At 57.2% G+C, this 25,805-nt stretch carries 26 protein-coding genes; 14 read left to right on the top strand and 12 right to left on the bottom strand.

The window, feature by feature from the left end:
- Positions 1-174: 174 nt before the first annotated feature.
- The gene (locus tag ACNFCJ_RS07745) at positions 175-834 is read right to left on the bottom strand and encodes a hypothetical protein (RefSeq protein WP_394595412.1); all 660 of its coding nucleotides are present in this window, start codon (positions 832-834) and stop codon (positions 175-177) included.
- A gap of 248 nt (positions 835-1,082) precedes the next feature.
- Between ACNFCJ_RS07745 and ACNFCJ_RS07740 the strand changes: the two genes are divergently transcribed.
- The 4 genes from ACNFCJ_RS07740 to ACNFCJ_RS07725 all read left to right on the top strand — a co-directional run bounded on the left by ACNFCJ_RS07740 (position 1,083) and on the right by ACNFCJ_RS07725 (position 5,076).
- A complete protein-coding gene (locus ACNFCJ_RS07740; protein WP_394595411.1) occupies positions 1,083-2,387 on the top strand; it encodes a hypothetical protein in 1,305 nt (434 codons plus the stop codon).
- 73 nt (positions 2,388-2,460) lie between these two features.
- Entirely contained in the window at positions 2,461-2,688 is a 228-nt protein-coding gene (locus tag ACNFCJ_RS07735) for a helix-turn-helix transcriptional regulator (RefSeq protein ID WP_075749831.1), read from the top strand.
- 579 nt (positions 2,689-3,267) lie between these two features.
- Entirely contained in the window at positions 3,268-3,966 is a 699-nt protein-coding gene (locus ACNFCJ_RS07730; RefSeq protein WP_394595410.1) for an inovirus Gp2 family protein, read from the top strand.
- 99 nt (positions 3,967-4,065) lie between these two features.
- Entirely contained in the window at positions 4,066-5,076 is a 1,011-nt protein-coding gene (locus tag ACNFCJ_RS07725; protein ID WP_394595409.1) for a hypothetical protein, read from the top strand.
- Here ACNFCJ_RS07725 and ACNFCJ_RS07720 read toward each other — a convergent pair.
- Positions 5,004-5,735: a GntR family transcriptional regulator gene (locus ACNFCJ_RS07720; RefSeq protein ID WP_394595408.1), complete on the bottom strand. Its 732-nt coding sequence runs from the start codon at positions 5,733-5,735 to the stop codon at positions 5,004-5,006. The genes ACNFCJ_RS07725 and ACNFCJ_RS07720 overlap by 73 nt on opposite strands.
- Positions 5,736-6,193: 458 nt before the next feature.
- Between ACNFCJ_RS07720 and ACNFCJ_RS07715 the strand changes: the two genes are divergently transcribed.
- The 9 genes from ACNFCJ_RS07715 (at position 6,194) to ACNFCJ_RS07675 (ending at position 16,373) form a co-directional block, all read left to right on the top strand.
- Positions 6,194-7,804 carry an ABC transporter substrate-binding protein gene (locus ACNFCJ_RS07715; protein WP_394595407.1) on the top strand — a complete coding sequence of 537 codons (1,611 nt, stop codon included), beginning with the start codon at positions 6,194-6,196 and terminating at the stop codon, positions 7,802-7,804.
- A 67-nt stretch (positions 7,805-7,871) separates the two neighbouring features.
- On the top strand, positions 7,872-8,912 hold the full coding sequence (locus ACNFCJ_RS07710; protein ID WP_394595406.1) for an ABC transporter permease: 1,041 nt from the start codon (positions 7,872-7,874) through the stop codon (positions 8,910-8,912).
- A complete protein-coding gene (locus ACNFCJ_RS07705) occupies positions 8,909-9,754 on the top strand; it encodes an ABC transporter permease (RefSeq protein WP_019818817.1) in 846 nt (281 codons plus the stop codon). The genes ACNFCJ_RS07710 and ACNFCJ_RS07705 overlap by 4 nt, the downstream gene beginning before the upstream one ends.
- Positions 9,751-11,409 (top strand): ATP-binding cassette domain-containing protein, encoded by a 1,659-nt coding sequence (locus ACNFCJ_RS07700; RefSeq protein ID WP_394595405.1) that lies wholly within the window; start codon positions 9,751-9,753, stop codon positions 11,407-11,409. Before ACNFCJ_RS07705 ends, ACNFCJ_RS07700 begins: the two co-directional genes overlap by 4 nt.
- Positions 11,406-12,362: an NAD-dependent epimerase/dehydratase family protein gene (locus ACNFCJ_RS07695; RefSeq protein ID WP_019751964.1), complete on the top strand. Its 957-nt coding sequence runs from the start codon at positions 11,406-11,408 to the stop codon at positions 12,360-12,362. Before ACNFCJ_RS07700 ends, ACNFCJ_RS07695 begins: the two co-directional genes overlap by 4 nt.
- Positions 12,359-13,282 carry an allantoinase PuuE gene (locus tag ACNFCJ_RS07690; protein WP_019751963.1) on the top strand — a complete coding sequence of 308 codons (924 nt, stop codon included), beginning with the start codon at positions 12,359-12,361 and terminating at the stop codon, positions 13,280-13,282. Before ACNFCJ_RS07695 ends, ACNFCJ_RS07690 begins: the two co-directional genes overlap by 4 nt.
- Positions 13,275-14,036, top strand: coding sequence for an SDR family NAD(P)-dependent oxidoreductase (locus tag ACNFCJ_RS07685; RefSeq protein ID WP_017736605.1), 762 nt, complete (start codon positions 13,275-13,277; stop codon positions 14,034-14,036). The genes ACNFCJ_RS07690 and ACNFCJ_RS07685 overlap by 8 nt, the downstream gene beginning before the upstream one ends.
- A gap of 154 nt (positions 14,037-14,190) precedes the next feature.
- Positions 14,191-15,627 carry a dihydropyrimidinase gene (gene hydA, locus ACNFCJ_RS07680; RefSeq protein WP_086976062.1) on the top strand — a complete coding sequence of 479 codons (1,437 nt, stop codon included), beginning with the start codon at positions 14,191-14,193 and terminating at the stop codon, positions 15,625-15,627.
- Complete coding sequence (locus ACNFCJ_RS07675) at positions 15,624-16,373, top strand: fumarylacetoacetate hydrolase family protein (RefSeq protein WP_394595404.1); 750 nt, start codon at positions 15,624-15,626, stop codon at positions 16,371-16,373. Before hydA ends, ACNFCJ_RS07675 begins: the two co-directional genes overlap by 4 nt.
- A gap of 1,128 nt (positions 16,374-17,501) precedes the next feature.
- On the opposite strand, the gene ACNFCJ_RS07670 is transcribed toward ACNFCJ_RS07675, so the two are convergent.
- The 10 genes from ACNFCJ_RS07670 to ACNFCJ_RS07625 all read right to left on the bottom strand — a co-directional run bounded on the left by ACNFCJ_RS07670 (position 17,502) and on the right by ACNFCJ_RS07625 (position 24,850).
- Entirely contained in the window at positions 17,502-17,747 is a 246-nt protein-coding gene (locus tag ACNFCJ_RS07670) for an SDR family oxidoreductase (RefSeq protein ID WP_256203226.1), read from the bottom strand.
- Between the two features lie 14 nt (positions 17,748-17,761).
- Positions 17,762-17,941: a hypothetical protein gene (locus ACNFCJ_RS07665; RefSeq protein WP_394595403.1), complete on the bottom strand. Its 180-nt coding sequence runs from the start codon at positions 17,939-17,941 to the stop codon at positions 17,762-17,764.
- Between the two features lie 13 nt (positions 17,942-17,954).
- Positions 17,955-18,452, bottom strand: a complete 498-nt coding sequence (radC, locus tag ACNFCJ_RS07660; protein WP_394595402.1) for a RadC family protein — start codon at positions 18,450-18,452, stop codon at positions 17,955-17,957.
- On the bottom strand, positions 18,424-19,374 hold the full coding sequence (locus tag ACNFCJ_RS07655) for a hydrolase or metal-binding protein (RefSeq protein WP_394595401.1): 951 nt from the start codon (positions 19,372-19,374) through the stop codon (positions 18,424-18,426). The genes radC and ACNFCJ_RS07655 overlap by 29 nt, the downstream gene beginning before the upstream one ends.
- 91 nt (positions 19,375-19,465) lie before the next feature.
- Entirely contained in the window at positions 19,466-20,470 is a 1,005-nt protein-coding gene (locus ACNFCJ_RS07650; protein ID WP_394595400.1) for a YqaJ viral recombinase family protein, read from the bottom strand.
- 74 nt (positions 20,471-20,544) lie between these two features.
- Entirely contained in the window at positions 20,545-21,513 is a 969-nt protein-coding gene (locus ACNFCJ_RS07645; protein ID WP_416770657.1) for a DUF932 domain-containing protein, read from the bottom strand.
- A gap of 97 nt (positions 21,514-21,610) precedes the next feature.
- Positions 21,611-21,940 (bottom strand): hypothetical protein, encoded by a 330-nt coding sequence (locus tag ACNFCJ_RS07640; protein ID WP_042855647.1) that lies wholly within the window; start codon positions 21,938-21,940, stop codon positions 21,611-21,613.
- A gap of 325 nt (positions 21,941-22,265) precedes the next feature.
- A complete protein-coding gene (locus ACNFCJ_RS07635) occupies positions 22,266-22,973 on the bottom strand; it encodes a Crp/Fnr family transcriptional regulator (protein ID WP_313404646.1) in 708 nt (235 codons plus the stop codon).
- A gap of 81 nt (positions 22,974-23,054) precedes the next feature.
- On the bottom strand, positions 23,055-23,627 hold the full coding sequence (locus tag ACNFCJ_RS07630; protein WP_021219115.1) for a hypothetical protein: 573 nt from the start codon (positions 23,625-23,627) through the stop codon (positions 23,055-23,057).
- Complete coding sequence (locus ACNFCJ_RS07625) at positions 23,624-24,850, bottom strand: sterol desaturase family protein (protein ID WP_043241603.1); 1,227 nt, start codon at positions 24,848-24,850, stop codon at positions 23,624-23,626. Before ACNFCJ_RS07625 ends, ACNFCJ_RS07630 begins: the two co-directional genes overlap by 4 nt.
- Before the next feature lie 212 nt (positions 24,851-25,062).
- Between ACNFCJ_RS07625 and ACNFCJ_RS07620 the strand changes: the two genes are divergently transcribed.
- Complete coding sequence (locus ACNFCJ_RS07620) at positions 25,063-25,755, top strand: SDR family NAD(P)-dependent oxidoreductase (RefSeq protein ID WP_021219117.1); 693 nt, start codon at positions 25,063-25,065, stop codon at positions 25,753-25,755.
- The last annotated feature ends 50 nt before the right edge of the window (positions 25,756-25,805 follow it).

Raw genomic sequence — 25,805 nt, 5'->3', positions numbered from 1 at the left:
ATTTCAGTCGCTGACTGTGCAGTGCGGTGTTGTAAAAAGGCAATAAAAAAGCCGGCTTGTGGCCGGTGTTTTTATGAGATAACTGATTGATTTGTAATATTTTATATTTCAATGTAAGTTTAGACCCACACATTGACCCACACTGAGATGCACCGCTTTGCTCAGGAAGATACCTTAGATGTTTCTTGGGCTAGTCAACTGGTGCTTTGCCACAGCCGCATCGATGGCCTCATGAATTACGTGCAGGCGCTGCTTTGTGAGGGCCGTTGCGGCAGCTTCATCTTCGGGGGATAGAGCCGGTTGCTCTTCCTTTAAAAAGGCTTCCCATCGTGCGAGCTGGTTTAGGCAGTGACGTAGATGTTTCTCGGTCTCATCAGTACGAACCTTGGCTAGTTCTTGTTCGAGCCTGCGCGCATTGCGTATGGCTTTCATTGCTTGAGACTCGTGCCGCGCTTCCTCTCTTTGTATCGAGGCTTGTTGAGAGGCTCTTTCAATCAGCCGTTCGATCAGTCCTGTTTCAGTGGTTTTGTATCTTTTCGCCAGGGTCTTGAGCGTGGCCTTGGTTGTGCTTGGGAGCGTGAAGGAGCAGGTCTTTCTCCCTCCCTTGGACAAGCGATACCGCCTTTGTCTGATGGCATTTCTCAACCGCTCGATGAGCTTTACGCCTTCAGCCTCGGTTTCGAGGGCATGGATCGATCTGACCAGATGGCTGAAGCCACTTTCGGCAAGGAAGCTGATCTTGCCTTGCAGCGACGGAGAGCACCGGCTCGATAGGTAACTTGCTGCCCATTGCCACTCACCTCTGTCCTTCTCGTTCAGCCAACTCGGCGTCATCCCAGTCTCCTTCATCCTTGGAACCTCCTAATTGATACCCGCACCTGGGTAGCGGTGGCTCTCAGTTATCGCTTGCTGTTAACGCTACTGGTACATGTTCTGTTAGAAGATTTTTTCACGTAACATTAATGCTTATGTTATCTGATCTGTTAACAGTTTCGTTAACACATTCGTTACATGAATTATCATATCTGAAAATATAGGTATAAAATCTCATCTAAATTTGCGGGCTTTTGGATGTGTTGTAGATGTCTACGCTGATAGTTCTGTCAGAAACCCTAGATCTTGAAGCAGAGTCAAGGTTCTTCCTTCAAGCGCTGATCTGTAGGGGGCAGGCCGGCCTGGGCGCTTCGTTCAAGGTCAAGCCGGTTGCAAAGCTCCTTTGCCTGACAGAAAGGTTGGTCAGAGACGCCACGCGCGAGCTGGTTGAGGCCGGACTTCTGGTGACCCAGAAGCAGGTAGATAAGGTCGGGCGTCCCGGGCAGGAATATGAGGTGTCGCAGTACCTGCTCGATCTGCTCGCAAAGCCAGGAAGGGGCGAGGTCGCTCATCAGGATCTGGTCCTGCGTCTCTTTAGAGAGCCTGAGATTTATGCTGAGGGGCTGCTGACTGAAGCCGAGGCGGGGAGGGAGAAGGTCGCTCGTAAGCAGGTGCGCAAGGATGGGCGACCGGCAGCTCCAGGAGCCTGTGGGCGCCTGGGTGCCTCCACGAGAGTGCTTCTGGCTGCACTTTTGACATTTGCCGATCAGTGCGGGGTTGTGGCTGGGGTCGGGGTGGCGAGGCTTCGAGCGATAACGGGCTTGAGCCCGGTTGCGCTCAAGCATCAGGTCGGGCGGCTAGTCAGCCTGGGGTTCATACGTGTTCATGTTCCGGGTGTATCCAATGGCTTCTTCGTTGGGGCCAAGGTCCCCAGCACTTACTACCTGAATCTCGACCATCCGCAACTGGGTGAGCGGCCCCCGCTCTGTGCCGTACTGGTTTACGCAGAAGCGGGGATTCCCCGCGACAAAAGGCTGACCAGTGGGCTATCTCCTGATGTCGCAGGAGCTCTTCTCGCTCTGGAGCCTGCCGTATTGGATATTCTCTTTCACAAACTGGCCAGGTACGTATCGCATTTGCTCTCACTGACATGGGGAGCGCCGGGTGAGAAGTACGGTGCCGTTCCTGCATCTCTGGCTGGCATGATCGCTCGAGAATTGGGGCAACTGAAGGTCGGTAAGCCGGGAGAGAGCAAGGCGGGTTACTACTGGTCTGAAGTGCTCGATCACTTCTTTGAGGTGGCGTTCAAGTGGGCGGAGCATTTGAAGAAAAGGCTCAATGGACAGGCGTGGCAGGGGTACAAACCCCAGTTGGTCCGGTTGATACCTGCGCCGGAGCCGGAAGAGGGTGATGATCGCTTGAGGATCGTTTCCTTGATCGTCTATCCGGCGCCCAAGAATCAGGAAGGCTGCATTGTGTGTCGGGAGGAGGGGTTTCTTAAAAGATTCGAAAGCGAGGCGGACTTGGATGTGCAGTACCGTTATAGGTATGGCCTTCTAACGCCTCCCGACTAGCCACGCTATAGCCCCTTCAGGTCATTTTTTACCTCCGTTGCAGATCCTCTGAACGAATACGAGGAGCCCGTTCATGAGGATCATTCGCTTGAAAGAGGTTATCGATTCGACCGGTCTTGCCCGGTCGACCATCTACAAGTACATCGGAGAGGGCACCTTCCCGAAGCCCGTCTCGCTGGGCGACCGTTGCGTCGGCTGGGTCGATAGCGAGGTGCATGACTGGATCCTGGCAAGGATCGAGGAGCGCGATTCTGCTGAGGACGCTTCAGCCCGACCCGGTCGCCTGAGTATGGCCAGCTAGAAACCACCATTTGCGCCATGACCGGTTGGAAGCTGGTCATGGCGTTTGTGCCGGGTGGCCTCTTCAGGCTGCTCGGCACTCGTCAGGAAGCCGGAGCAATGTTGCTCCCCATCGATCCGGCAGACTCTGGCTAGGCATCGGTCTCCATGGGCTTTTGGTCTGGTTTATGTCCGGAATACGTCTTCAGCAAAAAATGCCGTTGCGGCTTGGTGCGCAGGGTGGATTTTTCCGAGCCAGCCGGAGCTGTCAGTTGCGGTGTGGGTAGTATGCTTTTACTAGCTATTCCTACCCGAAGGGTTCTTGCCTCACTAACCGTGCAGTAGCAAGCATCACCGACCAGATCCCATGTACCTGGAGGGGCTTAATCATCTGGCACTATCTGAAGGGGCAATTATCCGGGGGATCTACCAACCACCAAGCAACACGATCAGTTCACCACGGGAGACCAGCTACCCATTCATCGCGGATGAGCTTCGTCACCGAGCATCCAGTCGAGGGTGATCAGGCAGGGAAAGGTATCCAGTAAATTAAAACTCCGCAGGCATGGCTTATGAAACTCAACCATGAGAGGTCATAACCATGTTCAGCGATACCAATACCACCCAGCGCTACCCACTCCGTCACCCTGACAATCCCAACCTCCATCTGCACTACGGGGATACCTTCGAGGGCTTTCCCATACAGAGCGAAGTAGGCCCCTTTATTCGAGAGTGCCTGTCTGATCTCAAGCGCACCATCGACCTGGCTTTGGCTGAGTATCCGAGGGTGCTGGCGTTCAGGGTGGATCTCAGGCTACCCCAAGGTATCGAGCTACCCGACTTCGCCTATACAAACCAGCTCATCAGCCGGTTCTTCGAATCGTTTACGAAGAAGATCCAGTACCACCAGGGGCGGGTAGCTGAGCGTAGCTACTCGCGTGGGTGCAAAGTACGCTATGTCTGGTCGAGAGAGATTGGCCAGGGAGGTCGGCAGCATTATCACCTGCTGATCCTGTTGAATCGCGATGCCTACTACACCATCGGGCGTCTGGGTTCGGATCGGGTCAACATGATCAGCCGTATAGATGAGTCTTGGGCAGGTGCGCTGGGGCTTCCAGTCGACCTGGTGACGGGACTGGTGCATATCCCGAAGAATGCTGAGTACCTGATCGATCGAGTAAAGCGTCAAGGCAAGGGCGATGAGCTGGATGATCTGTTCTACCGGGCTAGCTACCTGTGTAAGACAGCTACCAAGTCCTACGGGGATCGTCAGCGAGGGTTCGGCGCCAGTCGAGGGTAGTGGCTGCCTACTGCGCAATAGCGTCATGCCCATGGAATCCTGGCCTGCCGATGGTTTAGGCTCCGGCCAGGAATCAAGTGCTGACGAGAGCGCTGCGGGATGACGGAAAATGGCGAGCGCTGCCGACGGCATTACCAGTCGGTATACGAACGGAATCAGCCAGAGATCAGCAAGGGCCGTGCTCTTGATGAAAGCCTGCATCATTTCCTCGACCAGCGCCCGGCGGGTAAGAACCAGTCAGCACTTGAGCGTGCGCAAGGCCTGGCAGCGGCATTGTTTTGGTTTGATGCGGATGCGGTTGCTCAATCCGAACTCGCTAGCCTAGCACTCAGCAGGGTGCTGCATTTCGATAATGCAGTCAGCATCGATCTGCTGTTGCACCTTGCCAGCCATAACCCGGAAACCCTCAGGTGGGCGATTGGTTACGCGAAGCTGTTTGAGCGTACAGAATCGCCGCTGTGGCTTGCGCTGCGTGCGGCGCTCGTCGGGAATGAGTGGCAAGTTTTCTTCGGTGTCTGTGATCGCCTGCTTGATCAGCTCAGGCCTTTTGATGAGCTGATAGCCATGGCTGAAAAACAGCTTAAGCACTTATCGCTGCTGGAGCTGTTTTCCTACCTCAGTGTTCTGGCCTATGAGGCCTTTGCGGAAGATGTGCCCGCTGATCGCTCCGGTCAGCAGTGGAAGGTCTACAACCGCATTATTCTGAACAAGCTCCGTGCTTGCTCGGAAGAGGATTTCCGCCTGAGCGAATCACGACTCGGACAATCGCTGAAACGGCACCTGTCACCGATTATCTTTCCCGGATCCAGCAATTCTGACGTGGTGAAATGTCGTCAAAATCTTGAGTCTTTAGCCCTTTTGATCGGGGCCACCCAAGAGCGGATCGACTACGAAGATTCCATCGACTGGTTCTGCTTCGGTCCGGAGTGCAATTACCAGCTAAAACCGGGTGTCGAAGGAGCGGCAAACACCGTTGTGGGATGGACCTTAATGCTCTGCAAGGAGGGGTTCGGAATATCTTCCCAATTTCGTACCGTTCAACCGAAGATTTCGTCCAGATCCACTTCCTGTTCTTCCCCTATCGAAAGATCCAGCGTGTTCTCGATGTGATTCAGGTGCTCTATCACGAGCCTGACCGCCTCCTCAGTTTCGCCTGACTTGATAGCGTTCACGATCTCAAGATGCTCATGGTTTGGGCATGCCAGCACATTGGGCGCGTCGTACAACAGGATGATCAGACAGGTCAGCGAAGACAGCTCTCGCATAAGTTTCAAAAGTGGGGGACTGCCGACCATTTCTGCGATCCGTAGGTGGAACTCTCCAGACAAGCGAATAACCGCGCGCTTGTCATTGTTTTCCCGAGCAGCGCGCTCTAGGGCCACATGGTCATAGAGTTGAGTGATCTGGTTTTCACCCGCGTGCGCTACGAGCGTCCGAATTAGCGCCGGCTCCAGAATCCTGCGTGCGTTAAATATATGCCGAGCTTCCTCTACAGACGGACTGGCTACGAACGCGCCACGGTTGGGAATCGTGGTGACAACACCTTCATGTGCGAGCCGGGCGAGCACTTCGCGAATGCGGGTGCGGTTGACCTCAAATACGCTGGCAAGCTTCTCCTCCACAAGCTTGGTACCAGGGATGAGCCGGTGTTCCATCACCGCATTCAGGATGCGTTCATAAATGGTGTCGCGTTTCTCGGCTGTTCCAAGAATCTGGCCAGTAGTGCGGGCTTTGCGAGGACGTGCTGTGGGTGAGTCGTCGATGAGCATGGGTGCCGTCTGCATGGTTTGTTACCAAAGAATTGGCGATTGTCACAGAATTACCCGGGATTGTTCAAATGTGCACCTCGAATGACCACGAATCATGGGCGCGCACCGAGAGTGAGCAAGAACTCGGCCAGGGTTGGTTGGTGCTTGACTGGCTGTTGGCTTACCCGTTGCACATCGTGAAGTTCCTGATTTCGGGGCCTGTAAGACTATTGTCATTGGCGTTCAAACCGGGAACGAGGTTTTGTCACACCGATGGCACAGGGATTGCTATGTGATTGTCACAATTTCAAATTGTTTAGCAACAATCTTGGGGCTGCATGTCAGCTATCGATTCTCTCACTGCCCAAGCCGTAGACAGCCATTCTAGAGCGGGGGAGGTGAGCCATAAGTTTATTGGCATCACGTCTTCGTATTTGAGAAGGGCTTACTCAATCACCTCCAACAAAGAATCCCATCCTATGAATACGAAAATAATGCGGTTCCTTCTGAGGCCCGCTGCGCAGGCGCTGGCAGTCGTTTCGCTACTTGGTGGGGCTGTTGCTCCGAATGCATTTGCCCAGAATGCGAGCTCCATCCTGGTGGTTGCAGGTCCTCGCACGCCTGAGTCGCTCGATCAGGAATATCCGCCGACCGAAGCCACCCACGAAGCCAAGCGCAACATCTACGAGCGCCTGCTGGCCTACGACACCAAGGTCGTCGACGGTGTGCAGGTGGAAAACTTCGACAAGCTGGTGGGGGCGCTGGCTGAAAGCTGGACGGTGGCAGACGACAAAACCTCGATCACCTTTCATTTGCGCAGTGGCGTCAAGAGCGCAGCGGGCAACACCCTGTCCGCCGACGATGTGATGTGGTCGTTCGAAAGGGGCTGGAACAAGAACGCGAATTTCCGCTGGTACATGAGCCAGATCCTCGGCATCAAATCCTTTGAAGACGCGTTCAAGAAGCAGGATGAAATGACCGTCACGGTCACCTTGCCCAAGACCTCTCCGCTGATCGAGCGAATCTGGGTCAACAATGACCTCGGCATTCTGGACGCCACTGCTGCCCGCAAGAACGTCACCAGTGACGACCCTTACGCATCCAGTTGGCTGGCCACTCACTCGGCCTCGTTCGCGCCCTATCAGGTGACGAAATTCCAGTCAGGCCAGGAGGTGGTGTACGAAGCCAACCCGAATTATTACCGGGGCGTGCCGCGTCTTTCGAAAATCATATTCCGCGAAATGCCGACATCGGCCAACCGCCTGGCAGCACTGCAAGCTGGGGCCGTGGATGTAGCCGAATGGCTTTCGCCACGTGAGCTGGCGATGCTGGAGAAGAATCCTCAGCTGAAGATTTGGCAGGTGTTTGGCAACTACATTCACCGCGTTGAAATGAACAACACCACACCTCCGTTCGATAACCCCAAGGTTCGCCAGGCGTTGAATTATCTGGTGCCGCGCGAAGATATTCTGAAGGCGGTGTATTACGGCAAGGCACGGGTAACCAAGAGCCCGATCTCTGAAATCTATCCGTCCTATACCGATGAATATTTCATGTACACCCAGGATGTGGAGAAGGCCAAGGCACTGTTGAAAGAGGCGGGCCAGGAATCGGGCTTCAAAACCCAGCTTGGCTACCGTACCGGTGATCAGATCGAGGAAGAGATTGCCGTCATCCTCAAGACCGCGTTCGCCCGCGCCAACGTTGACGTGGAACTGGTGAAGTTGCCCGCCTCGACGCTGGTGGAGAAGTACTCCAAGGGCACGATCCCCATGTATTTCTTCCGCGACATGGCCATTGTCCCCGATGCGGCTTATGTGGCGAATCTCTGGCTTAACAGCGCCTCACTTATCAACTACCCGAAATTCAACAATGCCGAAGTCGACAAGCTGATCAACGACGCGTTGTCGAGCACGGACGAGGCGGCGAGGGATGCTGGCATGAAGCGCGTCCAGCAAATTGTTGTGGACGAGGCGCCTTGGGTGTTTTTGATGAATCCAGGCTACCAATTGGCCACCCGCGCCAATGTCGCTGGTTTCAGTTGGTACACGCCCAACAGCAACAGTTGGTACGACCTCTACAAGAAATAAGTAGAGCCAGCAGCGGGGTGGTGCTTTGCCCCGCTAGCTGCGCAAGACTACTTGCAAGGAAACCAGTATGAGACTTAGCAATTCATTGCGGTCGCTGCCTCGCCCACTACGTATCGTACTGGCCAGGCTGACTATTCTTGTTCCGCAGATGTTTGGCGTGCTGCTTGCCACGTTTCTGCTGATTCGTTTACTGCCTGGTGACCCGGCCCTGCTGATGCTAGGCAATATGGCCACGCCCGAGCAGATTCTGAGCCTGCGCGAGCGGCTGGGCCTCAACGGCAGCATCTGGTCGCAGTTCACGAGCTACCTTTCAACGGTCGTTCACGGTGACCTGGGAACGTCGATGTTCACCTCCAACCCTGTGGCCGTTGATTTGCTCGACCGGGTGCCGGCAACGCTCGAGCTGATTACCTACGCAATGATTCTGACGATCATGGTGAGCGTGGTGCTTGCGGTTGTTGCAGTGACCAAGCCCAACGGAATGATCAATCGGTTCAGCAAGGTCTACGGCCTGGCGGCGGGCGCGGTGCCTGACTTCTGGGTGGGTCTCCTGCTCATCTACTTTCTGTTCAATGTCGCCGGCATTGCTCCCGCACCGTTCGGCAGGCTGGACCCGATACTCACTGCGCCGCCAGCCGTTACCGGGTTTCTGACCATAGACACGTTGCTTGCCGGTGATACCACCGCATTCGCCTCGGCTGTCGGCCGCCTGTGGTTGCCGGTGCTTACGCTGACCATCGTCAACGCCGGCGCGTTGATGAAGATGACCCAGATTGTTTTCGCCGATAACTACCGCAGCGAGTTCATTCGTCATGCACGGGCGAGCGGTCTTTCTGAATGGCAGTTGGTTCGGATCGCGATGCGCAACAGCCTGCCACCGATCATCACCATGGTCGGTTTTCTCTTCGGTTTTCTGCTGGGCGCGGCGGTTCTGGTTGAAACGATTTTCGCCTGGGGCGGCCTCGGGCAGTACGCGGTATCCGCTGTCATGAACAGCGATTACCCCGCGTTACAGGGATTTGTGCTGGTCGCTGCCGCTTTCATTCTCATCGTTTACACCGTCGTAGATGTTCTGTACGGCATTGCTGATCCGAGGATTGAAGTATGAGACCGCTATCTGCACAGCGTAGCGTTGCCGGCAAGGCAACCTTGATCATCGGCCTGGTGCTGCTGGCTATTCAGTTTGTGGCGATCATCTTTGCGCCATGGATTGCCCCTTACTCGCCGGAAACCGCTGATCCGATAAATGCACTGCAAGAGCCATCGTTGATTCATTTTTTCGGCACCGATGTGTCCGGCATGGACATTTTTTCCCGTGTCATTTTCGCGACCCGAATCAACCTTCTGATCAGCGTGACCGCCGTGGCCATCGCCTTTGTCATTGGCGTTCCACTCGGGCTCGCCATTGGCTACTACAAAGGCTGGGGCAGCTCCCTGGCGATGCGTTTTTTTGACTTTATCCAGTCATTTCCTGTGTTTGTGCTGGGCATGGTGCTGGTGTCCGTCATGGGCCAGGAAATATGGAACGTTGCCATTGTGCTGGCCGTACTTTTCACACCGGTCTTCGCCCGGCTGATCCGGGCTGAAGTCTTGTCGCTGCGTGATCGTCCGTTTATTGCCGCGGCCAGATGCAGTGGTGCCACGGACAGCGCAATCATGTTCCAGCACATCCTGCCAAATGCGTTGACGCCTGCCATCGTGCAGATATCCATCAGCATCGGCATGGCCATTCTGCTGACGGCGGGCCTGTCCTTCGTCGGTGCCGGCGTGCGCATGCCTACTCCGGAATGGGGTCTGATGGTCAGCAACGGCGCGCAGCAAATGATCCTGGGTATCTGGTGGGTCGCGCTGTTTCCAGGGCTCGCCATCGTTTTTTCAGTACTGACGTTTGCGCTTCTCGGAGACGCGGCCAAGCAACTGTTCGACCCGCAGACAAGGAGCTCCTCATGACAAACACTAACGAACCCTTACTTGAGGTACGCAACATCAGCGTCGGGTTTTCGGACCGATCAATGCCGCCTGCCTTACAGGAAGTGAGTTTCTCGCTGAAGAAGGGGGAGATTCTCGGCATTGTTGGTGAGACAGGTGCAGGAAAGTCGCTTCTTGCGCGCGCCATTATCGACATGCTGCCAGGCGACGGATGCATTGTTGACGGCGAGATACGGGTCAACGGGCACGCGATTTCCACGATGACACCGCAGCAAAGACGCGGCTATCGAGGCGGCGAGGTTGCGCTGATCGGAACCAACGCTAAATCGTTGCTGGACCCGGTAGTGAAGGTGGGCGAGCAAATCGCCAGAGTTCTTCGGGCCCATCGAGGGATCAACAAAAAAGACGCATGGCAGGAGTCAATTCGCCTGTTTGAGCAAGTCGGAATTGTGAACCCTGAGAAAAGGGCGCACGCCTACCCGCATGAGCTTTCCGGTGGTATGGCGCAGCGGGTGGTAATCGCCATGGCGTTGATCGCACAACCGAAAATTCTGCTCGCCGATGATGCGACCCTGGGGCTTGATGCAACGATCCAACTGCAGGTGCTGGACCTGCTAGTGGAAAAAGGGCGTGAGCTTGGGCTGGCGGTTGTTCTGATTACCCATGACCTCGGCATGGTGGCCAGCTACTGCGATCGGGTCGGCATCATGAAATCCGGACGTTTGGTGGAGCTCACCACCATCCGCTCTTTTCTTAACGATGGTCCTCAGCATCCCTATAGCCGGGAGTTGCTGGAGGCAGCCCGTGTACGTCCGTTGCCGATGGATGGCCAGCCGGCACAACCCGGCGCCGAGGCTGCACCGCTGCTAGAGGTCACGAACCTGGTGAAGTTGTTCCATGTGGAGGGCTCCACTGAGCCGGTTCGCGCGGTAGACCATGTGTCGCTGACCATCGGCAAAGGGGAGACCTTGGCCCTGGTTGGGGAAAGCGGATCCGGCAAAACCACGACCGGCCAATGCCTGGTTCGTTTACTGCAATCGGACTCGGGCTCGATCCGGTTCGATGGCCAGGAAACACTGACCCTCTCTGATAAGCAGTTCAGAAACGTGCGCCGGCGGATGCAGATGGTGTTCCAGGAGCCTTATGTGGCGCTTAACCCCAGGTGGCGGGTGCGCGATCTCGTTGCCGAGCCTCTCAAGTTGGGCGCACCGCTGACCCGCGCGGCCAAACAGGCGCGGGTTTTGGAGTTGCTCGATCTGGTTGGCATATCCAGGGCCAAGGCAGATGTTTACCCCCATGAGCTGACGGCCGGCGAGCAGAAGCGCGTAGGCGTGGCCAGGGCCTTGGCGGTCAATCCTGATTTCGTGATTTTCGATGAGCCGACAACGGCACTCGACATTCGGGTTCGAGCGCAGATCATCGACCTTGTGCGGGATTTGCAAAAGCGTATGGGGCTGTCGGCGCTGTTCATTACCCATGATTTGAACTCAGTCCGGTCATTGGCGCATTACGTTGCCGTGATGCGCCACGGCAAGATCATCGAGCAAGGCCCGACGGAGGAGATTTTTGCCAATCCGAAGGAGGCCTATACCCGCAAGCTGCTCGAGGCCGAACTGCCTATCGAGGTCCGAGAAGAGGCGCCAATGCGCGCCCCACAGGCGGAGCTGCGCGCATGAGTTTCGATCAATCGATAAGCAAACCGGTATTGGTCACCGGAGCGGCAGGGTTGGTAGGTCGCCAGGTGGTGCGTCGCCTGGTCGAGCAGGGCCGACCGGTGCTGGCACTGGATCGGCTCGCCTCGGTCACCCAGGAGGGGGTCAAGATCACAGCGTGCGACCTTGGCGATATCCATCGCCTGCATGCCATCGCTCTGGATGGAATCGATTCCATCATTCATTGCGGTGCGTTTTCCGGGCCAATGGTGGCGCGTGATGCGCCGTATTCGATGGTGCAAGTGAACATTGTCGGTACCGCCAACGTACTTGAGTTGGCGCGTGTTCACGCTGTTCGGCGCTTTGTGTATTGCTCCTCGACCAGTGCTTATGGGGTGGTCGAGTCGGGTCCCGTTTACGAAGACGTTTTACTCAAGCCAGGCAGCCTCTACGGTGCCAGCAAGGTTTCTTCCGAGTACATCACCACGGCCTACGCCGAACAGTATGGGCTGTCTGCGGCGAGTGTTCGACTGTCCTGGGTCTACGGCCCGGGGAGAACCACTGACTGTGTGATTCGTAAGATGATTGAAGATGCCTTGGCCAGGCGCGCCACCCGAATGTCTTTCGGAGCGGACTTCCCCAGGCAATTCATTCACGTTGAAGACGCCGTTCAGGGCTTGCTTTGTGCGCTGGATGCCCCCGTGCTGCCACGCACCACCTACAACGTCACCGGCGACACCCGTGTAACGCTTGAAGAGATCGCGCAGGTCGTGCGCACTATCTTTCCCGGTGCCGATATCGCACTTGAGCCGGGCGCGGATCCTGTCGATGAATTCCAGCAGAAATTCAGTATTGATGCGGCGCGCCGTGACCTGGGTTACGTGCCAAAAATATCCCTTGATGACGGCATTCAAGCGTACGCGCGCTGGCTGGAATCGACTCACCTTCCTCATAGTTTCGAGGTGCAGAAAGCATGAGTGATCTTCAACGAGATTTTGTCGGCTATGGCCGTAATCCTCCTGATCCTAAATGGCCCGGGGGCGCCCGACTCGCACTGAATTTCGTCATGAACTATGAGGAAGGCTCGGAGCCGTCCATTCAGGACGGCGAGGACAGTAGCGAAACGTGGTTCACCGAAAGCAGCGGCCTCAATACCGGTGTAAAGGGCCGGGATCTGGCCGCTGAAGGGCTATTCGAATATGGCAGCCGAGTGGGTTTCTGGCGGGTGATGCGCCTGTTCCAGGAGCGTTCCCTGCCAGCGACCATCTATGGCTGCGCGCTCGCCCTGGAGCGTAATCCGGATGCCTGTGAAGCCATCCGCGAATCGGGCTTCGATGTGTGCTCCCACGGCTGGCGGTGGATCCAGCACTACCAGCTCAGCGAGGAACAGGAGCGCGAGCACATCCGTAAAGCGGTGGAATCCCTTGAGCGTACAACGGGCGTTCGGCCCCAGGGTTGGTATTGCCGCTACTCCCCGAGCGTCAACACCCGTCGGCTGCTGGTCGAGGAGGGCGGGTTCACCTACGACTCGGATTACTACGGGGACGAGTTACCGTTCTGGACCCAGGTAAGCGGCAAACCTCACCTGATCATCCCGTATTCGTTAACCAATAACGACGGACAGTTCGCCGCTGGCGTCAGTACCGGAAGCCAATGGTTCAGCTTCCTCAAAGATGCGTTCGACATGCTCTACAAGGAAGGAGAAACCCAACCCAAGATGATGTCGGTCGGTCTGCACCTGCGCTTGGTGGGGCATCCGGCCCGGGCAGCTGCATTGGAGCGATTCCTCGATTACGTTTTGAGTTTCCCTGACGTATGGATCACTCGACGCATCGATATTGCCAACCACTGGCAGAGCGTCCATCCCGCTCGAACACTGGGAGTCGGTCATGAGTAACGTGTTTGATCTTTCGGGCCGCAAGGCTGTTATCACCGGCGCAAGCAGGGGAATCGGTGCGGCGATTGCGCAATTGTTTCTGGAGCATGGTGCAGAAGTTGCCATTTGCCATGTGGCAGATCATCAGAATGCCGAGGCGTTCCAGAATCGCGTGCGCTCGCGAGGCCTTGAACTACACGCCAGCGAATGCGACGTCTCTGATCCGGCGGCGGTAAACCGTTTCTGCACCTGGGCGCAGGAACGTTTGGGGCAGGTCGACATCGTGGTCAATTCGGCCGGTGTGGGTGGCGGCGACCGTCCATTTGCCATGACCGATGATCAGGATTGGGATCGTATCATCGGGATAAATCTGCGCGGGACGATGCTGGTCACTCGCGCCTTTTTCGCCGGGATGCTCGAACGCCAGTATGGCCGCGTCATCAACGTTGCTTCACAACTGGCATACAAGGGCGCGCCAGGGCTGGCGCATTACTGTGCGGCGAAGGCCGGGGTGGTGGGGTTTACCCGAGCACTGGCTTATGAGGGTGCGCCACACAATGTGATGGTCAACGCGATTGCGCCGGGGCCGGTCGATACCGACTTGTTGCGCAATCACAGCGCGCAATGGCTTGAGGCCAAGAAAGCACAGTTGCCGGTGGGGCGCTTCGGCCAGGTAGATGAAATCGCACCTACCGCTTTGCTCCTGGCTTCGAGCGCTGGCGCATTTTATGCCGGGCAAACACTGTCCCCCAATGGCGGCGATGTAATGCTCTGACTACGTAATGCGCGCGCGAGGCATGGCATTCGAGCGACGCAATGTGAACCCGTGATTCCAGATACCACCCGTAGGTTCGAACGCTTCGAGCACCCGGGCGTGGCTTGCTACGCCCGGAATAACGGTGGCTGGCTCCTGCTTGAAAGAGGTTGATATGCAAATTCTGGACACTGTTATCCGTAATGCCCGCGTGGTTACAGCCGCTGACATTTTTACCTGCGACATCGGCATTCGTGATGGACAAATTGTTTCACTGGCGACTGACTTGCCCACTGGATTGAAAGAGATTGACGCGGCGGGGCGGCACGTTACGCCGGGGGGCGTCGATAGCCATGTGCACCTGGATCAGCCGACCGGCGACGGTTCTGTCATGGCGGACGACTTCTACAGTGGCACCGTATCTGCCGCCTGCGGTGGCACTACCACGGTCATTCCCTTTGCCTGCCAGCAGAAAGGCGAGAGTTTGCGTGCCGCTGTCGAGGACTACCATCGGCGAGTTGGCGACAAGCCGGTGATCGATTACGCATTCCACCTTATCGTGACTGACCCCACGCCTGATGTGCTGCAACGGGAGTTGCCCGCTCTGATTGCCGAGGGCTATACCTCGTTCAAGATCTACATGACCTACGACGCGTTGAAGCTCGGTGACCGGGAAATTCTCGAGACGCTGTCGGTGGCACGTCGGGAAGGAGCCATGGTGATGTTGCATGCCGAGAACAGCGATTGCATCGCCTGGCTTACCGAGCGCCTGCTGGCTGCAGGCCTGGACGCGCCCCGTTATCACGCCACCTCCCGGCCCATGCTGGTTGAGCGTGAGGCCACGCATCGAGCGATTGCATTGGCCGAGTTGGTGGATGTGCCAATTCTGATCGTCCATGTGTCTGGTCGTGACGCAGTCGAGCAGATTCGCTGGGCGCAGAGCAAAGGCCTGAAGGTCTACGCGGAGACCTGTCCTCAGTATCTGTTCCTGACGGCGGCTTCGCTCGGATGCGACGACAGCTTTGAAGGCGCGAAATGCATCTGCAGCCCACCACCGCGCGATCCTGCCAACCAGCAGGTCATCTGGGACGGCCTGGAAAATGGTTCATTCGAGGTGTTTTCATCGGACCATGCGCCGTTCCGGTACGAAGGCCACGACGGTAAAAAAGCCCATGGTGAAAGCCCGACGTTTGAACAAGTCGCCAATGGTATTCCTGGGATCGAAACGCGAATGGCGCTTCTCTGGTCCGAAGGTGTTCGCAAAGGCCGGATTACCCCGCAGAGTTTCGTCGCACTCACATCCACCAATGCCGCAAAAATGTATGGTTTGTACCCACGCAAAGGCAGCGTCGCAATTGGCGCCGATGCTGACCTGGTCATCTGGAACGAAGGTGAGCCAGTACGCATTACCAACGACATGCTGCACCACAATGTGGATTACACCCCCTATGAAGGTATGCAGTTGAGTGCATGGCCGGCCATAACGCTGGCACGAGGAGAGGTCGTTTGGGACGGCGAACCAAGAGGCGCCGCGGGCCGCGGGAAGTTTTTACCGTGCCAGAAGCCTGCTCCCGCTCAAACTCGTCGTCGCCCGCATGAACTGCCGCTATGAACGGCGCGACCCAGGTAGCGGCGGCATTGGTCCAAGCATGGCGACAGCGGCGTAATGTGCCATATGACGGGCTTGGTTTGCTGACTGAAGCCGATGCTTACCAGGTTCAGGAACTTGTCGCCGCCGAGCTTGGCTGGTTCGGTGACTCGTCGGAGACTGCGTGGAAGCTTGGCGGCAGCCCTGGAGGGCTGGTCAGCACTGCGCGCGTGCCGAGCCACTCCATTCATTTATCGGGTTGGGCGGTCCCTGAGGGCTATTGCAGCCGTTTCGGCATCGAAGGTGAGCTGATCGTGCGACTTGGGCGAGATGTCGATGGCGATTCCGATCATGCAGCAGCCTATGAAGCGATTGATGCATGGCATGTCGGGATCGAGCTGTGTGATACCCGCTTTCAACAGGGAGAGCAGGCGCATCCCTTGCTTCGCCTGGCTGATCAGCAACTCAACCGCGCATTGGTGCTGGGCGAAGCGACTCAGCCTCCGGCAAACTGGTCGCAGCAGGCAGTCGAGGTCTGGGTGGATGGGCGGCTGCAGATAGTTGATGTTGGAAGCCATCCCTTCACTGATCCACTGGCTTCGCTGCCGTGGTTGGCGAGGCATGCTGCATCGCAGAACCGGCCCTTGAGGGCTGGTGATCTGATCGCCACAGGAAGCTGGACAGGCCTTTTTTGGGCCCCGCCAGTCGCAAATGTGAAAATTAAATTTCCAGAATTAGGAGAGGTATTGCTCTCAACAGGACCCGCTTAGAGGCGACTTGAAGCTGTCACCCGCCCTGAGAGCGTTGAAACATGGCCTTTTATGGAATGCGAGGAGTTATGGCGAACCGCGCAATCTGATGGCGATGCTGCGCGAAAGGTTCTGAAGGTAAAGGGTAAGCCAGCCTCTGGTTTCCGACAGTTCAATTCTGTCGGCGTGGGAAAAAACGCCCCGACAAAACCCTAAAACAGGGACTCAGATAGCTGAGTCTTTGCAGGAAATGGCTGATTAGTCGGTGCGCATCAAGCCGAATTTTCTGGAATCAACGATAACGCCCCCGGGCAGCTACTTCGTTCGTAGCTGAAGCTCTCAATCTGATGCTTGGCGGACGGCTTCCAGATTTACCTCATCAGGGCCTAGCACATAGGCCGCGTAATATCCGGCGTGGTAATGGGACCTGATTCCTGGCGCTCCGTTGTCTTGACCCCCAGCGACCAGCCCGGCCGCATGGAACGCGTCGACTGCCTCATGACTCTGGGCGATCAAAGTTATATGCGCCCCGATGCTAGGGGAGGTGGTGGCATGCACCCAGAGAAATGGCTTGCCAGAACAGCCGAAGCCCAATCTCCGAGAAGCTGATTACGGAGGGGGGCTTCTATGCTCGCGAGGAGGGTAATCCCCAGCGGCTTCAGCGCTTGTTCGTAGAAGGCGCGAGCATGTGAAATGTCCGAAACACCAATACCCAGATGATCGATTAACGAACCAGAAAATTCATCCATCAGAGTGTCCTAAGGAAGTTGAAGTTAGGTAGGTCAAGCTCACATTGGCCGCGGGCGCCGCATTGGTCCGTCTCCCAAGGTCGCCAGAAGCAACGTCGCCGGCCAGCGTGAGGACAATGCCGCCATAGCAAAGGTCGCGGCCGATCCAGCAAATGAACTTGTTCGGTGCCAAGAATGTATGTGTACGCAGCGGCACCTAGAGCATGGCCTATCTGCTGATCCCTTTGCGTCAGTCCTTACACGCTACCGGGGTTCCGCCTGGAGGCTCTACGTATACCCGCACCGGCAACACGACACCACGGCGACGGTCCAGCATCCGCACCAGCACTACACCGATGCAGCTTCCTTAGAAATCCACCTAAGGGTCGGCGTTAACCGGAGCGAATGGTTGGTGGCCTGCTCAGGTCTGGGAGGCGCCGCCGTCCGCGAACAGTTCGGCGCCGTTGACGTAGCTCGACGCATCGCTCGCCAGGAAGAGCGCGGCGGCCCCAATCTCGTCTGCTTGGCCAATGCGGCCCAGGGTTCTCTGTTCGTCATAAGGCTGCGAGGCTTGGTCAAACACTGCCAGAAATTCAGCATTGCCCGATGAACAGGGGAAAAAAGAAAATACTCCTGTTCCAGTATGGGCAGCCTTGCGACTGCCCATACTGATTATGCCGCTTACCGAGGTGCTCCTCGTGAATATTTCAGCAACCGATTGACGATCCAGCATGCCAGCACCACGGCAATCAGCAGTGGTGGAAAGCGCACCATCAGAAGTACCAGCAGTAGAAGGGTCAGGCAGCCGGCGAGGATGCCGGCGAACATGAGCACGGCAGCAAAGATCCGCAGTAGCTTCATCGTCGTGTTCTCCTCACAGGTAGCCCTGTTCCGCCAGCGATACGCAGCCCTCGTGGCCCACCACGATATGGTCCAGGGTTCGTACCCCGACCAGGTTCAGGGCCTCCCGCAGGTTGTGAGTCAGGGTGAGATCTGATTGGCTGGGTTCTGGATCACCGGAAGGGTGGTTGTGGACCAGCACGGTTGCCGCGGCGTTGTGCTCCAGGGCCGCCTTGACGACTTCCCGGGGATAGACGCAGGCGCTGTCCAGGGTGCCCCGGAACAGTTCGTGAAAGACGATCACCCGGTGCCGGCTGTCGAGCAGAAGCAGGGCGAATACCTCATGCTCGTAATCGCCCAGCAGCGCCTGCAGGTGGCCGAACACTTCCTTCGGTGAGGTCAGTGCTCGCCCTCGGCGCAGACGCAGATTCGCCAACTGTCGGGCCATCAGCAGGATGTCAGTTTCGGTGACCGGTGAGTCGACCAGGTAGGTGCCTGTCGATTCACTGGCCTTCAGCTTGTGCAGGCGCATGGTGGGCTCCTTGATGGTTATCGATCGGTGGGGTGTGGCGCTGGGCTTGTGCGTCCAGCTTCTCGGCCAGGCTGGCTTTCGCAGAACGCTGGGGAGTGTTGGTGGCTGGAGATGGGGGTTCTTCGGCGGGGTAGAACTCCTCGGCGACGACGCCAGCGTCTTCCTCGCTGTCCTCGAAGGCGCCATTGCCAAAGCCACGCTGCGCCGCTTCATCCAGTGCGGCCTGATCGAAACCTGCTGCTTGCCGCTGCGCATCGAGCTCATTGGCGGCCAGCAGCGCCTCGGCCATGTCCACACCGCCGCGTACCGTCAGGTCGACGTAGAAGATCGGCGTGCCATGGCTTTGTCGGGTGGATTTCCCGCGTAAACGCAGCTCCAGCGGTAGACAGGCCAGACGGTTGCCGGAGATGGCCTGGAAGTAATGCAGACGAGCGGCCAGGGTGCGGATGCTGTTGAAGCCAGTGGTGCGAAACACGAAGCTGCCCAGCGGATCCTCATCGCCAATGACCACATTCAGTCGGCCATAGGGCTTGCAGGCACCGCCTTTGGCGAGTGGGCAGGCATCCGGTGAAGGGCAAGGCAACGACTGCATACCGTCCTGGGTAACCCGCTTACAGGTCTCTCCATTGCCGACGCAAACCGGCCGACCCGATTGCCGGTCGAACAGTGTGTAGTCAGCCCGGAAATTCAGCTCCGGTTCGTTGAACAGCAGGCGTACCGGAATGCTGCGCAGCTTGTCGTCCTTGCCCTGACGCAGCTCGTCATTGAGCGGGTGCAGCAACCAGCCGTCCTTGCCTTGCACCTGGGAAGTGATGGTGAATTGGTCATCCTTCTCCGGCAGTCGCTTGCCGTTCTTCTCGATGACCTTGCCGATGGAAATCCGCCCGAGTATCGGCGGAGTGATAGCCAGACCTTTGAGCATGGTGACTCTCCTGAAAATGAAAAAAAGCCAGCCACGCAGCGCGAACTGCATGGACTGGCCAAGGGGAGGGAATGGTTGGAGAAGTTGGGTTTCAGCCGACCAGGAAGCGTCGTGCACCCGGTTTCAGCAGTGGGTACTTGGCCTGCAGGTAGGGCTTGTCCTTGAGTAGTTGAGCGACATCGAGGCCGATGCTGTCCTTGGCTTTGCGCCAGCTGACAGAGCCGCTGGAAAACTCCGCGTGACTGGCATCGCCCATGGCCTGCTGCAGCATCTGCTTGAGCTCGGCCTCGCGCTTTTCCTTGTCGGCAATCGACTGGCGCACGGCTTTCAGCTCGATGTAAGCCGCAGCGAGTCCTGCATGCTGGCTGAAGTCGACGACCTGGCCGTTGTCCTCTGGATAGAGGCAGCGCAGCGCTGACTCTGACGAAGCGGTGCCATCGGCCGGTGGTGGCGTATCAGTCTCCACGTAGTGCCAGAACTTGCGCTCCAGCTCGATCAGACGAGCGATCATCTGCTCGTCCCGCTCGATGCGGTGGATCTCCAGCGTTTGACCACCGAGTAGCACCGCTACATCAGCAGCCTGCTTGCCGGTGACGGCGAGCTGGTGCATTACCTGCAGCTGTACATACTCTGGCACGCCCTCTTTCCAGAGGCGTGCCCCGTTTATGCCGGCTGTCTTGCATTCGAGAATCTGCACATCGTCGGCACCGATCACCTCGCGGTCGATGTTGGCGAGCATCCAGGGCAGCTCGGCGTCGGGATGCTGCAGCACTGCGTTGATGCGCCGTACCTTGTTCTTGGTGCGCTTGCTGTAGTGCCAAGCGACGATAGGCTCCAGCACGTTGCCCCAGTACATCGGGCTTTCCTCATCCTGAGGATCAGCCTTGGGCATGCCAGCATCGCGACCGGTCTTCTCCATCCAGAGTTCCAGCTGCGACTTGTAGGGGTTGAGTCCTACGGCTGCGGCAGCATCCGAACTGCCGATGCCTTGCTTGCGGATCTGCAGCCAGTCCTCGCGTGGCAGCTCCTTGGTGCTGACCAGGCGCAGAGCCGGACGGGACTTGCTGGTGCTGCGATTCAATGAAGTAGCTTTCATAGCGTTCACCTTGCAGAAATAGAAACGCCCGACCTGCAACAAAGCGGGTCGGGCGTTATGGGGTGGGTAAAAGGTCAGGCGACCAATTGCAGGGCTGTATCCAATGCGCGCTGTTTGATCTGGGCACCCTGGCCGAACCAGGCTGAATCGAGGCGGTACTCAGTGCTGCGTGCCCGGCGCTCGTGATCGACGTACTCGGTCACGGCATTGAGCAGGCCCCAGGCGGTGCCGCGTGCCGAGTCCAGCTGGCTACCGCGACCACGGCCTTCGTACAGCTCCTGCACTTTGCGCAGGGCGCGCTCGTTGGTCAGTTGCTCCGGTAGTGCGCCGGTCGGGCTGGTCTCGCACATCACGCTCATGAAGAAGCCCAGTGCTTCATGCCACTGCACCTTGCGTTCAGCCAGGTGGCGCATGCGGTACATGAAGTCATCCCATTGCGAGACGGCGATACCGAGCTGCTTCTTGACCAGATCGCCGTCGAAGCGGGTGCTGTGCGGCACCTTGATCGCACGGCTGTGGCCGTCCAAAGCGATGGTCAACGTGTTGTTGCAGACCACACGAATGGTGGTGGGCGTTGCTGTGGTAGCCAGGGTGCCGTCACAGGAAGTGGCCAACAATAGGTAGCCATTCACCTGGTCGTTGCCCTTGAGCGCAGCGTTCTGCCCGGTACGTGCCAGCGCCCAGAACTTGCGGCCGCCCTTGAGCACCCCAGCGGTTTCCAGCTCGTAGCCAGACACTTCGGTCAGGTCTCGGTAGAACTCCAGAACATCCTTTGGCTGCACGGTGTGGTAGCGCTGCGAGACCACCGACAGCGGTGCCTTGGTGTCCGAACGGTAGAGCACCTTCTGTTCGGGGAAAGAATGTATCGCGCCCAGATGGCCGATGGCGTCCGACTTGAAGTGCACGGGGCTTTCCAGGATCTGCCAGTCCATACCGGCTTCGCGTTGCCAGACTTCGATGGGCTGTTTCTGCGGCAGGTTGTTGCCCAAGCCGTGCCACGGAGTAGCGCCAACGTAGGCCATTTGTTCGATTTGATGAGCCATGACGAGTTTCCTTTAGGTGCAGGCCGGCAAAAAGCGCTGCGCATGGCGCAGCACCGGCAATCAGTGATGGAGAAGGAAGAGGAGAGCGGTGGCCGGATCAGGTCGGCAGGTTGAAGCGATGACCGCAGATCAGGCAGAGGTTGTGGGCCAGGACGTGACGGTCGAGTGACTCGCCGAGCTGAGCGCCGAGCGCACAACCACCGACGCCTCCGACCAGGCCACCGAGAATGGCGCCGGATGCCGAGCCGAGTGTGATACCTACAGGGCCGGCAATTACGCCGAGTGCTGCGCCGGCCTTGCCGCCTGCCAGAGCAGCACTGATGCCGCGTGCGAGGCCGCCGACAGCGCCGATGGCCGCGCCGGTTTTCATGGCGTGATGGAACGAAGCGACTTTGGGGGAGTGACAGCGAGGGCACTGCAATGACATGGGGGGAACCTCTTTGGTGCGGATGTCATTGCAGTAATGTGTGGTTGAGATTTTTTTGAATCGAATGGCTGCTTTTCAGCAGCGCTAACTGAGTGCGAACTGGCTGGAGTCGGCCAAAAGCAGTCTTTGATTGGTGACCAAGCGGCCCTCGTGCGGGGGCAGTTATTAGGCCCAAAGGTCTCTAGGAAAGCCGGGGCTATTGATAGGGCCGGTTCACCTCTAGCATTGTGGTCAGGTGGTACTGATGAAGTCAGGTGGTGAGTCCACTCATGATCAACAGCGATGCACTCGGCCCTGCGAAAATTACATCGAGATTAGTGCCGGCTCAGTTAGCCGCGTGCTCAGAAAGCCCAGCTGGATCAATTACTCGAATATGCCGAAAACCGATCTTAATCAGTCCCGCCTTTTCCAGTTGTTTTAGCAGCCCGTTGATAGTCTGGCGGGAAGAACCAAGTATGGAGGCTAAATCCGCCTGAGAAACATTCAAAATAACTTCCTCAGAGCCTGTTGCCTGTGGTTGCAGCAACAACAGTTCTGCTAAACCTGTACGCAGCCGTTGCAGCGGCACGATCATCTGGCCATCGGCAAAGTGCCGCATAAAAGCGGCATAGCGCTTGGCAATAAAAAGTGTAATTGCCTTGCAATAGAGAGGTTCCTCTTCAAGGATTCGCTCGAATTGCTGCAGAGGCAGCATTAGTAATTGCACATTGGTATCGGCGATCACAGCCACATCGGCCTTTTCGCCTGTAATCAGGTCGAGGAAGTTGAACCAAAATCCTCTCTCGCCAATCATATAAAGCTTCTCCTCACCCTCGAATAGCAGCCGCGAAACCCGCACGCGCCCCTCAAGCACTACTGAGGCTGCAGTCGGTCGGCTGCCTTGGGCAGTGATCACCTGCCCTTTGCGATAGTGGCGCAATACGGAAGACTGGATGATTTTGTCTTGCACTTCCCCCGGCAAGCTTGCGAACCAGTCATCTGCCTCGCGCAGGCGGTAGATTGTCTGATGGGCTGCGTCATCTATGTTTTGCATTTGGAAACCTTGGAAACATCGATGTTGGGTCTTAACCACATTCGACAGTTTCCCAAGATATGGGATGCAGGGGAAGCCGAATTAACGGCTCGCAGCTAACAGCGGCACCACCCTATCCCGGTGCAGCAGCAGCAGGGCTAAAGACAGCAAGTAGTGCAGCCATTGGATGCCAGATAGCGGTCCGAGCATCTCTTCACCGGTTGCACCGGCCGCTAGACTAACGATGAACACTAGCGCCGCCCCGAGTGGCATTACCCGCCGCGTCACTAAGGCTGTGGCACAGATTAACAAGACAGAGCCAAGAGGCACCAGCATGCGCCAGGTGTCAAATCCCGACACGCTAATCACCACCCCGAAGCTCCCAACCAAGAGCGCGAAGCGCCCTGCGGCCGTGATGCGCTGAGCAACAGAGTCATCTGGCCAGCGCAGTGCAATGACCAGCAGCGGGAAACCTGCGCTGGCGGCAACCAGGCCGGTAAAGCGATGTGGGCCGGCGAACAACTCACCATACTGGTAATGCAGTGTACCAATCGCTGCCGCCAGGCCGATCAGGCCGCAACCAATGGCTAGAGCAGGGCGCTGGCGCAGCTGGACAAAGGCAATGGAAAAGGCAACCACAGCCAAGATCAAGTCGGAAATGGCATCGGCATTCATTGGGAAGTCCACAAAGCAGCAGGTTTGAAGGAAGTGCGGCTGAGCCATGCAGCGCTGCCTAGCATTACAACCAATAACATCAGCTTGAGTGCGATGGGCATACTAAAACCGAACCAGTCAGGTAGAGCAGCAAAGGCAATGCCCAGTCCTATGACACGGCACTGCTCAAAACGCCGTGCATTGGCACGTCCTTCCAATAGTGACGTGAGAGAGATTGCCGAAATGGCAAAGCCAGCGGCGTAGAGTGCCAGTAAGGTCTTCGGCAAGGTGTTGACTAGCGTCAGAAAATGCATGAGGAACAACATTGCAAGCACCTGATGCACTACCGCATAGCGTTTGACCGCATCGGGTGTACACGGATCGTAATACTTAAACTGCGACGGCTCGTAAGGCTCGCTCGCCTCATCGTGCCAGCCACCAGGTGGTGCCAGCCAGACGCCAAGTTTAGCCCGCCAGCCCGGGGTGGCTTTGGATTTCTGCCAGAGCTCAATGTAGTAATGCATGTTGCCCCAGAATGGGTTAAGGCTCTGCAACGGTGTGCGCACGCCGTAGATGACCTTCTCGTCCTTGCGCTCCTCGGCGAAGGTACCGAATAGGCGATCCCAGAGAATCAGAATGCCCCCGTAGTTTGTGTCCATGCAGTAGTCATTTTGCCCATGATGGACGCGATGGTTTGAGGGTGTGACGAAGATGCGATCAAGCCAGCCCAAACGACCAATTACCTCGGTATGCACCCAGTACTGGTAAAGCAAGTCGATCAGCAACACCCCGGCAAACACGCTGGGCGGCACACCGGCCACTGCCATCGGTAGATAGAATATCCAGCCCAGAAGTGCGCTCGTCGAGGACTGGCGTAAGGCTGTTGCCAGGTTGAAGTACTCGGAAGAGTGATGCGATACGTGCCCGGCCCACAGCAAGCCAATTTCATGGTTCATACGGTGATGCCAGTAGTAGAAAAAGTCGTAGGCCACAAGGGCTCCGACCCATACCCACAGGCTATCGCTAGGCAAGGTCGTGGCGCGGTAGGCTTCGAATACCAGAGTGTAAACGCCCAGTTTCGCCAACTTGGTGAACGCCCCAACCACCTGGCTCAATAGACCATATTGGTAGCTGCTGATGGCATCAGGTATGGAATACGCCGCTAGCCCGCGGCGGTGCGCCAGCCATGCTTCCAGCAAGGTGGTGGTTAAAAAAATCGGTATGGCAAACACGATCAGATTCATTGCGCGCGATCCTTTTCTCTCGACTCAAGAAAGTTGAGCGGCTGATGGCTTTCAGCGACTCAGCGACCAGGCAAGTTAGCACTCTTGACTGTGCCCACTTGTCGGCTCGGCGACAGGTTCTGCACGGCAATAGTGGCAACCTAGCTGACCACTCGTGCCGGGGCTCAGTGCTCAGTGCAGCCCTGGTGTAGTCCACTTCAAGGAGAATAAGCGTGAGTAAAGTAGTCGCAATTAGCGGTGGATTCGGTTGTCTAGGTATAGCGGTAGGCGAGGCGTTCGCGGCCAATGGTTGGCGGGTGGCCCTGATTGATCAGGCCAGCGTGCCGCGACCCCTGGCCGACACGGCGCGCTCTGAAAAACTGCTTATCGGCGCGGTCGATCTAACCGATCTGCACATGGCAAATTGTGCAATGCAGCAGGTGCAGCAGCATTTTCAAGGATTAGATGCGCTCATCAACGTGGCGGGTGGTTTTCGCTGGGAGACCATCGAGGGCGGCGATCTTGCGACCTGGGATTTGATGTATCAAATGAACGTGCGCACTGCCGCAACGGCTAGCATGGCCGCGCTGACACACCTGAAGAAAGCCGAAGCCGGGCGCATTATCAACATTGCAGCCGGAGCGGCCAGTAAGGCCAGCCTAGGCATGGGGGCCTATGCTGCAGCAAAGTCCGGGGTGATGCGCCTTACGGAGGCGTTGGCCGAAGAGTTGAAAGATCAGCGCATCACGGTCAATGCGATCATGCCATCGATCATCGATACCCCGCAGAACCGCCTCGATATGCCTGATGCGGATGCCACCCGCTGGGTTACGCCAGAGCAGGTCGCTAATGTGATCGTATTTTTAGCCTCTCAGGAGGCTAGTGCAATCACAGGTGCAGCTATCGCTGTAAATGGGCGGTGCTAATTTATTAGGCCGGCTGTCGACATAGCAGAGTGGCTGCCTAGAGCCGTTCT

The organism is Pseudomonas sp. NY15364 (genome assembly GCF_048068235.1).
GTDB classification, from domain to species: domain Bacteria; phylum Pseudomonadota; class Gammaproteobacteria; order Pseudomonadales; family Pseudomonadaceae; genus Aquipseudomonas; species Aquipseudomonas mendocina_D.
Note: the sequence above shows the minus strand (reverse complement) of the source record. Positions and strands in the feature narration are given on the sequence as shown.

Bases quoted from the DNA above. Each gene is read 5' to 3' on its own strand.
- ACNFCJ_RS07640 (WP_042855647.1), bottom strand. From the start codon at position 21,940: ATGTCATTGCAGTGCCCTCGCTGTCACTCCCCCAAAGTCGCTTCGTTC.
- ACNFCJ_RS07715 (WP_394595407.1), top strand. From the start codon at position 6,194: ATGAATACGAAAATAATGCGGTTCCTTCTGAGGCCCGCTGCGCAGGCG.
- ACNFCJ_RS07745 (WP_394595412.1), bottom strand. From the start codon at position 834: ATGACGCCGAGTTGGCTGAACGAGAAGGACAGAGGTGAGTGGCAATGG.
- ACNFCJ_RS07735 (WP_075749831.1), top strand. From the start codon at position 2,461: ATGAGGATCATTCGCTTGAAAGAGGTTATCGATTCGACCGGTCTTGCC.
- ACNFCJ_RS07625 (WP_043241603.1), bottom strand. From the start codon at position 24,850: ATGAATCTGATCGTGTTTGCCATACCGATTTTTTTAACCACCACCTTG.
- ACNFCJ_RS07725 (WP_394595409.1), top strand. From the start codon at position 4,066: ATGACGGAAAATGGCGAGCGCTGCCGACGGCATTACCAGTCGGTATAC.
- hydA (WP_086976062.1), top strand. From the start codon at position 14,191: ATGCAAATTCTGGACACTGTTATCCGTAATGCCCGCGTGGTTACAGCC.
- ACNFCJ_RS07675 (WP_394595404.1), top strand. From the start codon at position 15,624: ATGAACGGCGCGACCCAGGTAGCGGCGGCATTGGTCCAAGCATGGCGA.
- ACNFCJ_RS07650 (WP_394595400.1), bottom strand. From the start codon at position 20,470: ATGAAAGCTACTTCATTGAATCGCAGCACCAGCAAGTCCCGTCCGGCT.
- ACNFCJ_RS07695 (WP_019751964.1), top strand. From the start codon at position 11,406: ATGAGTTTCGATCAATCGATAAGCAAACCGGTATTGGTCACCGGAGCG.
- ACNFCJ_RS07670 (WP_256203226.1), bottom strand. From the start codon at position 17,747: ATGGGCAGTCGCAAGGCTGCCCATACTGGAACAGGAGTATTTTCTTTT.
- ACNFCJ_RS07635 (WP_313404646.1), bottom strand. From the start codon at position 22,973: ATGCAAAACATAGATGACGCAGCCCATCAGACAATCTACCGCCTGCGC.
- ACNFCJ_RS07700 (WP_394595405.1), top strand. From the start codon at position 9,751: ATGACAAACACTAACGAACCCTTACTTGAGGTACGCAACATCAGCGTC.
- ACNFCJ_RS07655 (WP_394595401.1), bottom strand. From the start codon at position 19,374: ATGCTCAAAGGTCTGGCTATCACTCCGCCGATACTCGGGCGGATTTCC.
- radC (WP_394595402.1), bottom strand. From the start codon at position 18,452: ATGCGCCTGCACAAGCTGAAGGCCAGTGAATCGACAGGCACCTACCTG.
- ACNFCJ_RS07740 (WP_394595411.1), top strand. From the start codon at position 1,083: ATGTCTACGCTGATAGTTCTGTCAGAAACCCTAGATCTTGAAGCAGAG.
- ACNFCJ_RS07720 (WP_394595408.1), bottom strand. From the start codon at position 5,735: ATGCTCATCGACGACTCACCCACAGCACGTCCTCGCAAAGCCCGCACT.
- ACNFCJ_RS07630 (WP_021219115.1), bottom strand. From the start codon at position 23,627: ATGAATGCCGATGCCATTTCCGACTTGATCTTGGCTGTGGTTGCCTTT.
- ACNFCJ_RS07685 (WP_017736605.1), top strand. From the start codon at position 13,275: ATGAGTAACGTGTTTGATCTTTCGGGCCGCAAGGCTGTTATCACCGGC.
- ACNFCJ_RS07690 (WP_019751963.1), top strand. From the start codon at position 12,359: ATGAGTGATCTTCAACGAGATTTTGTCGGCTATGGCCGTAATCCTCCT.
- ACNFCJ_RS07710 (WP_394595406.1), top strand. From the start codon at position 7,872: ATGAGACTTAGCAATTCATTGCGGTCGCTGCCTCGCCCACTACGTATC.
- ACNFCJ_RS07645 (WP_416770657.1), bottom strand. From the start codon at position 21,513: ATGGCTCATCAAATCGAACAAATGGCCTACGTTGGCGCTACTCCGTGG.
- ACNFCJ_RS07705 (WP_019818817.1), top strand. From the start codon at position 8,909: ATGAGACCGCTATCTGCACAGCGTAGCGTTGCCGGCAAGGCAACCTTG.
- ACNFCJ_RS07665 (WP_394595403.1), bottom strand. From the start codon at position 17,941: ATGAAGCTACTGCGGATCTTTGCTGCCGTGCTCATGTTCGCCGGCATC.
- ACNFCJ_RS07730 (WP_394595410.1), top strand. From the start codon at position 3,268: ATGTTCAGCGATACCAATACCACCCAGCGCTACCCACTCCGTCACCCT.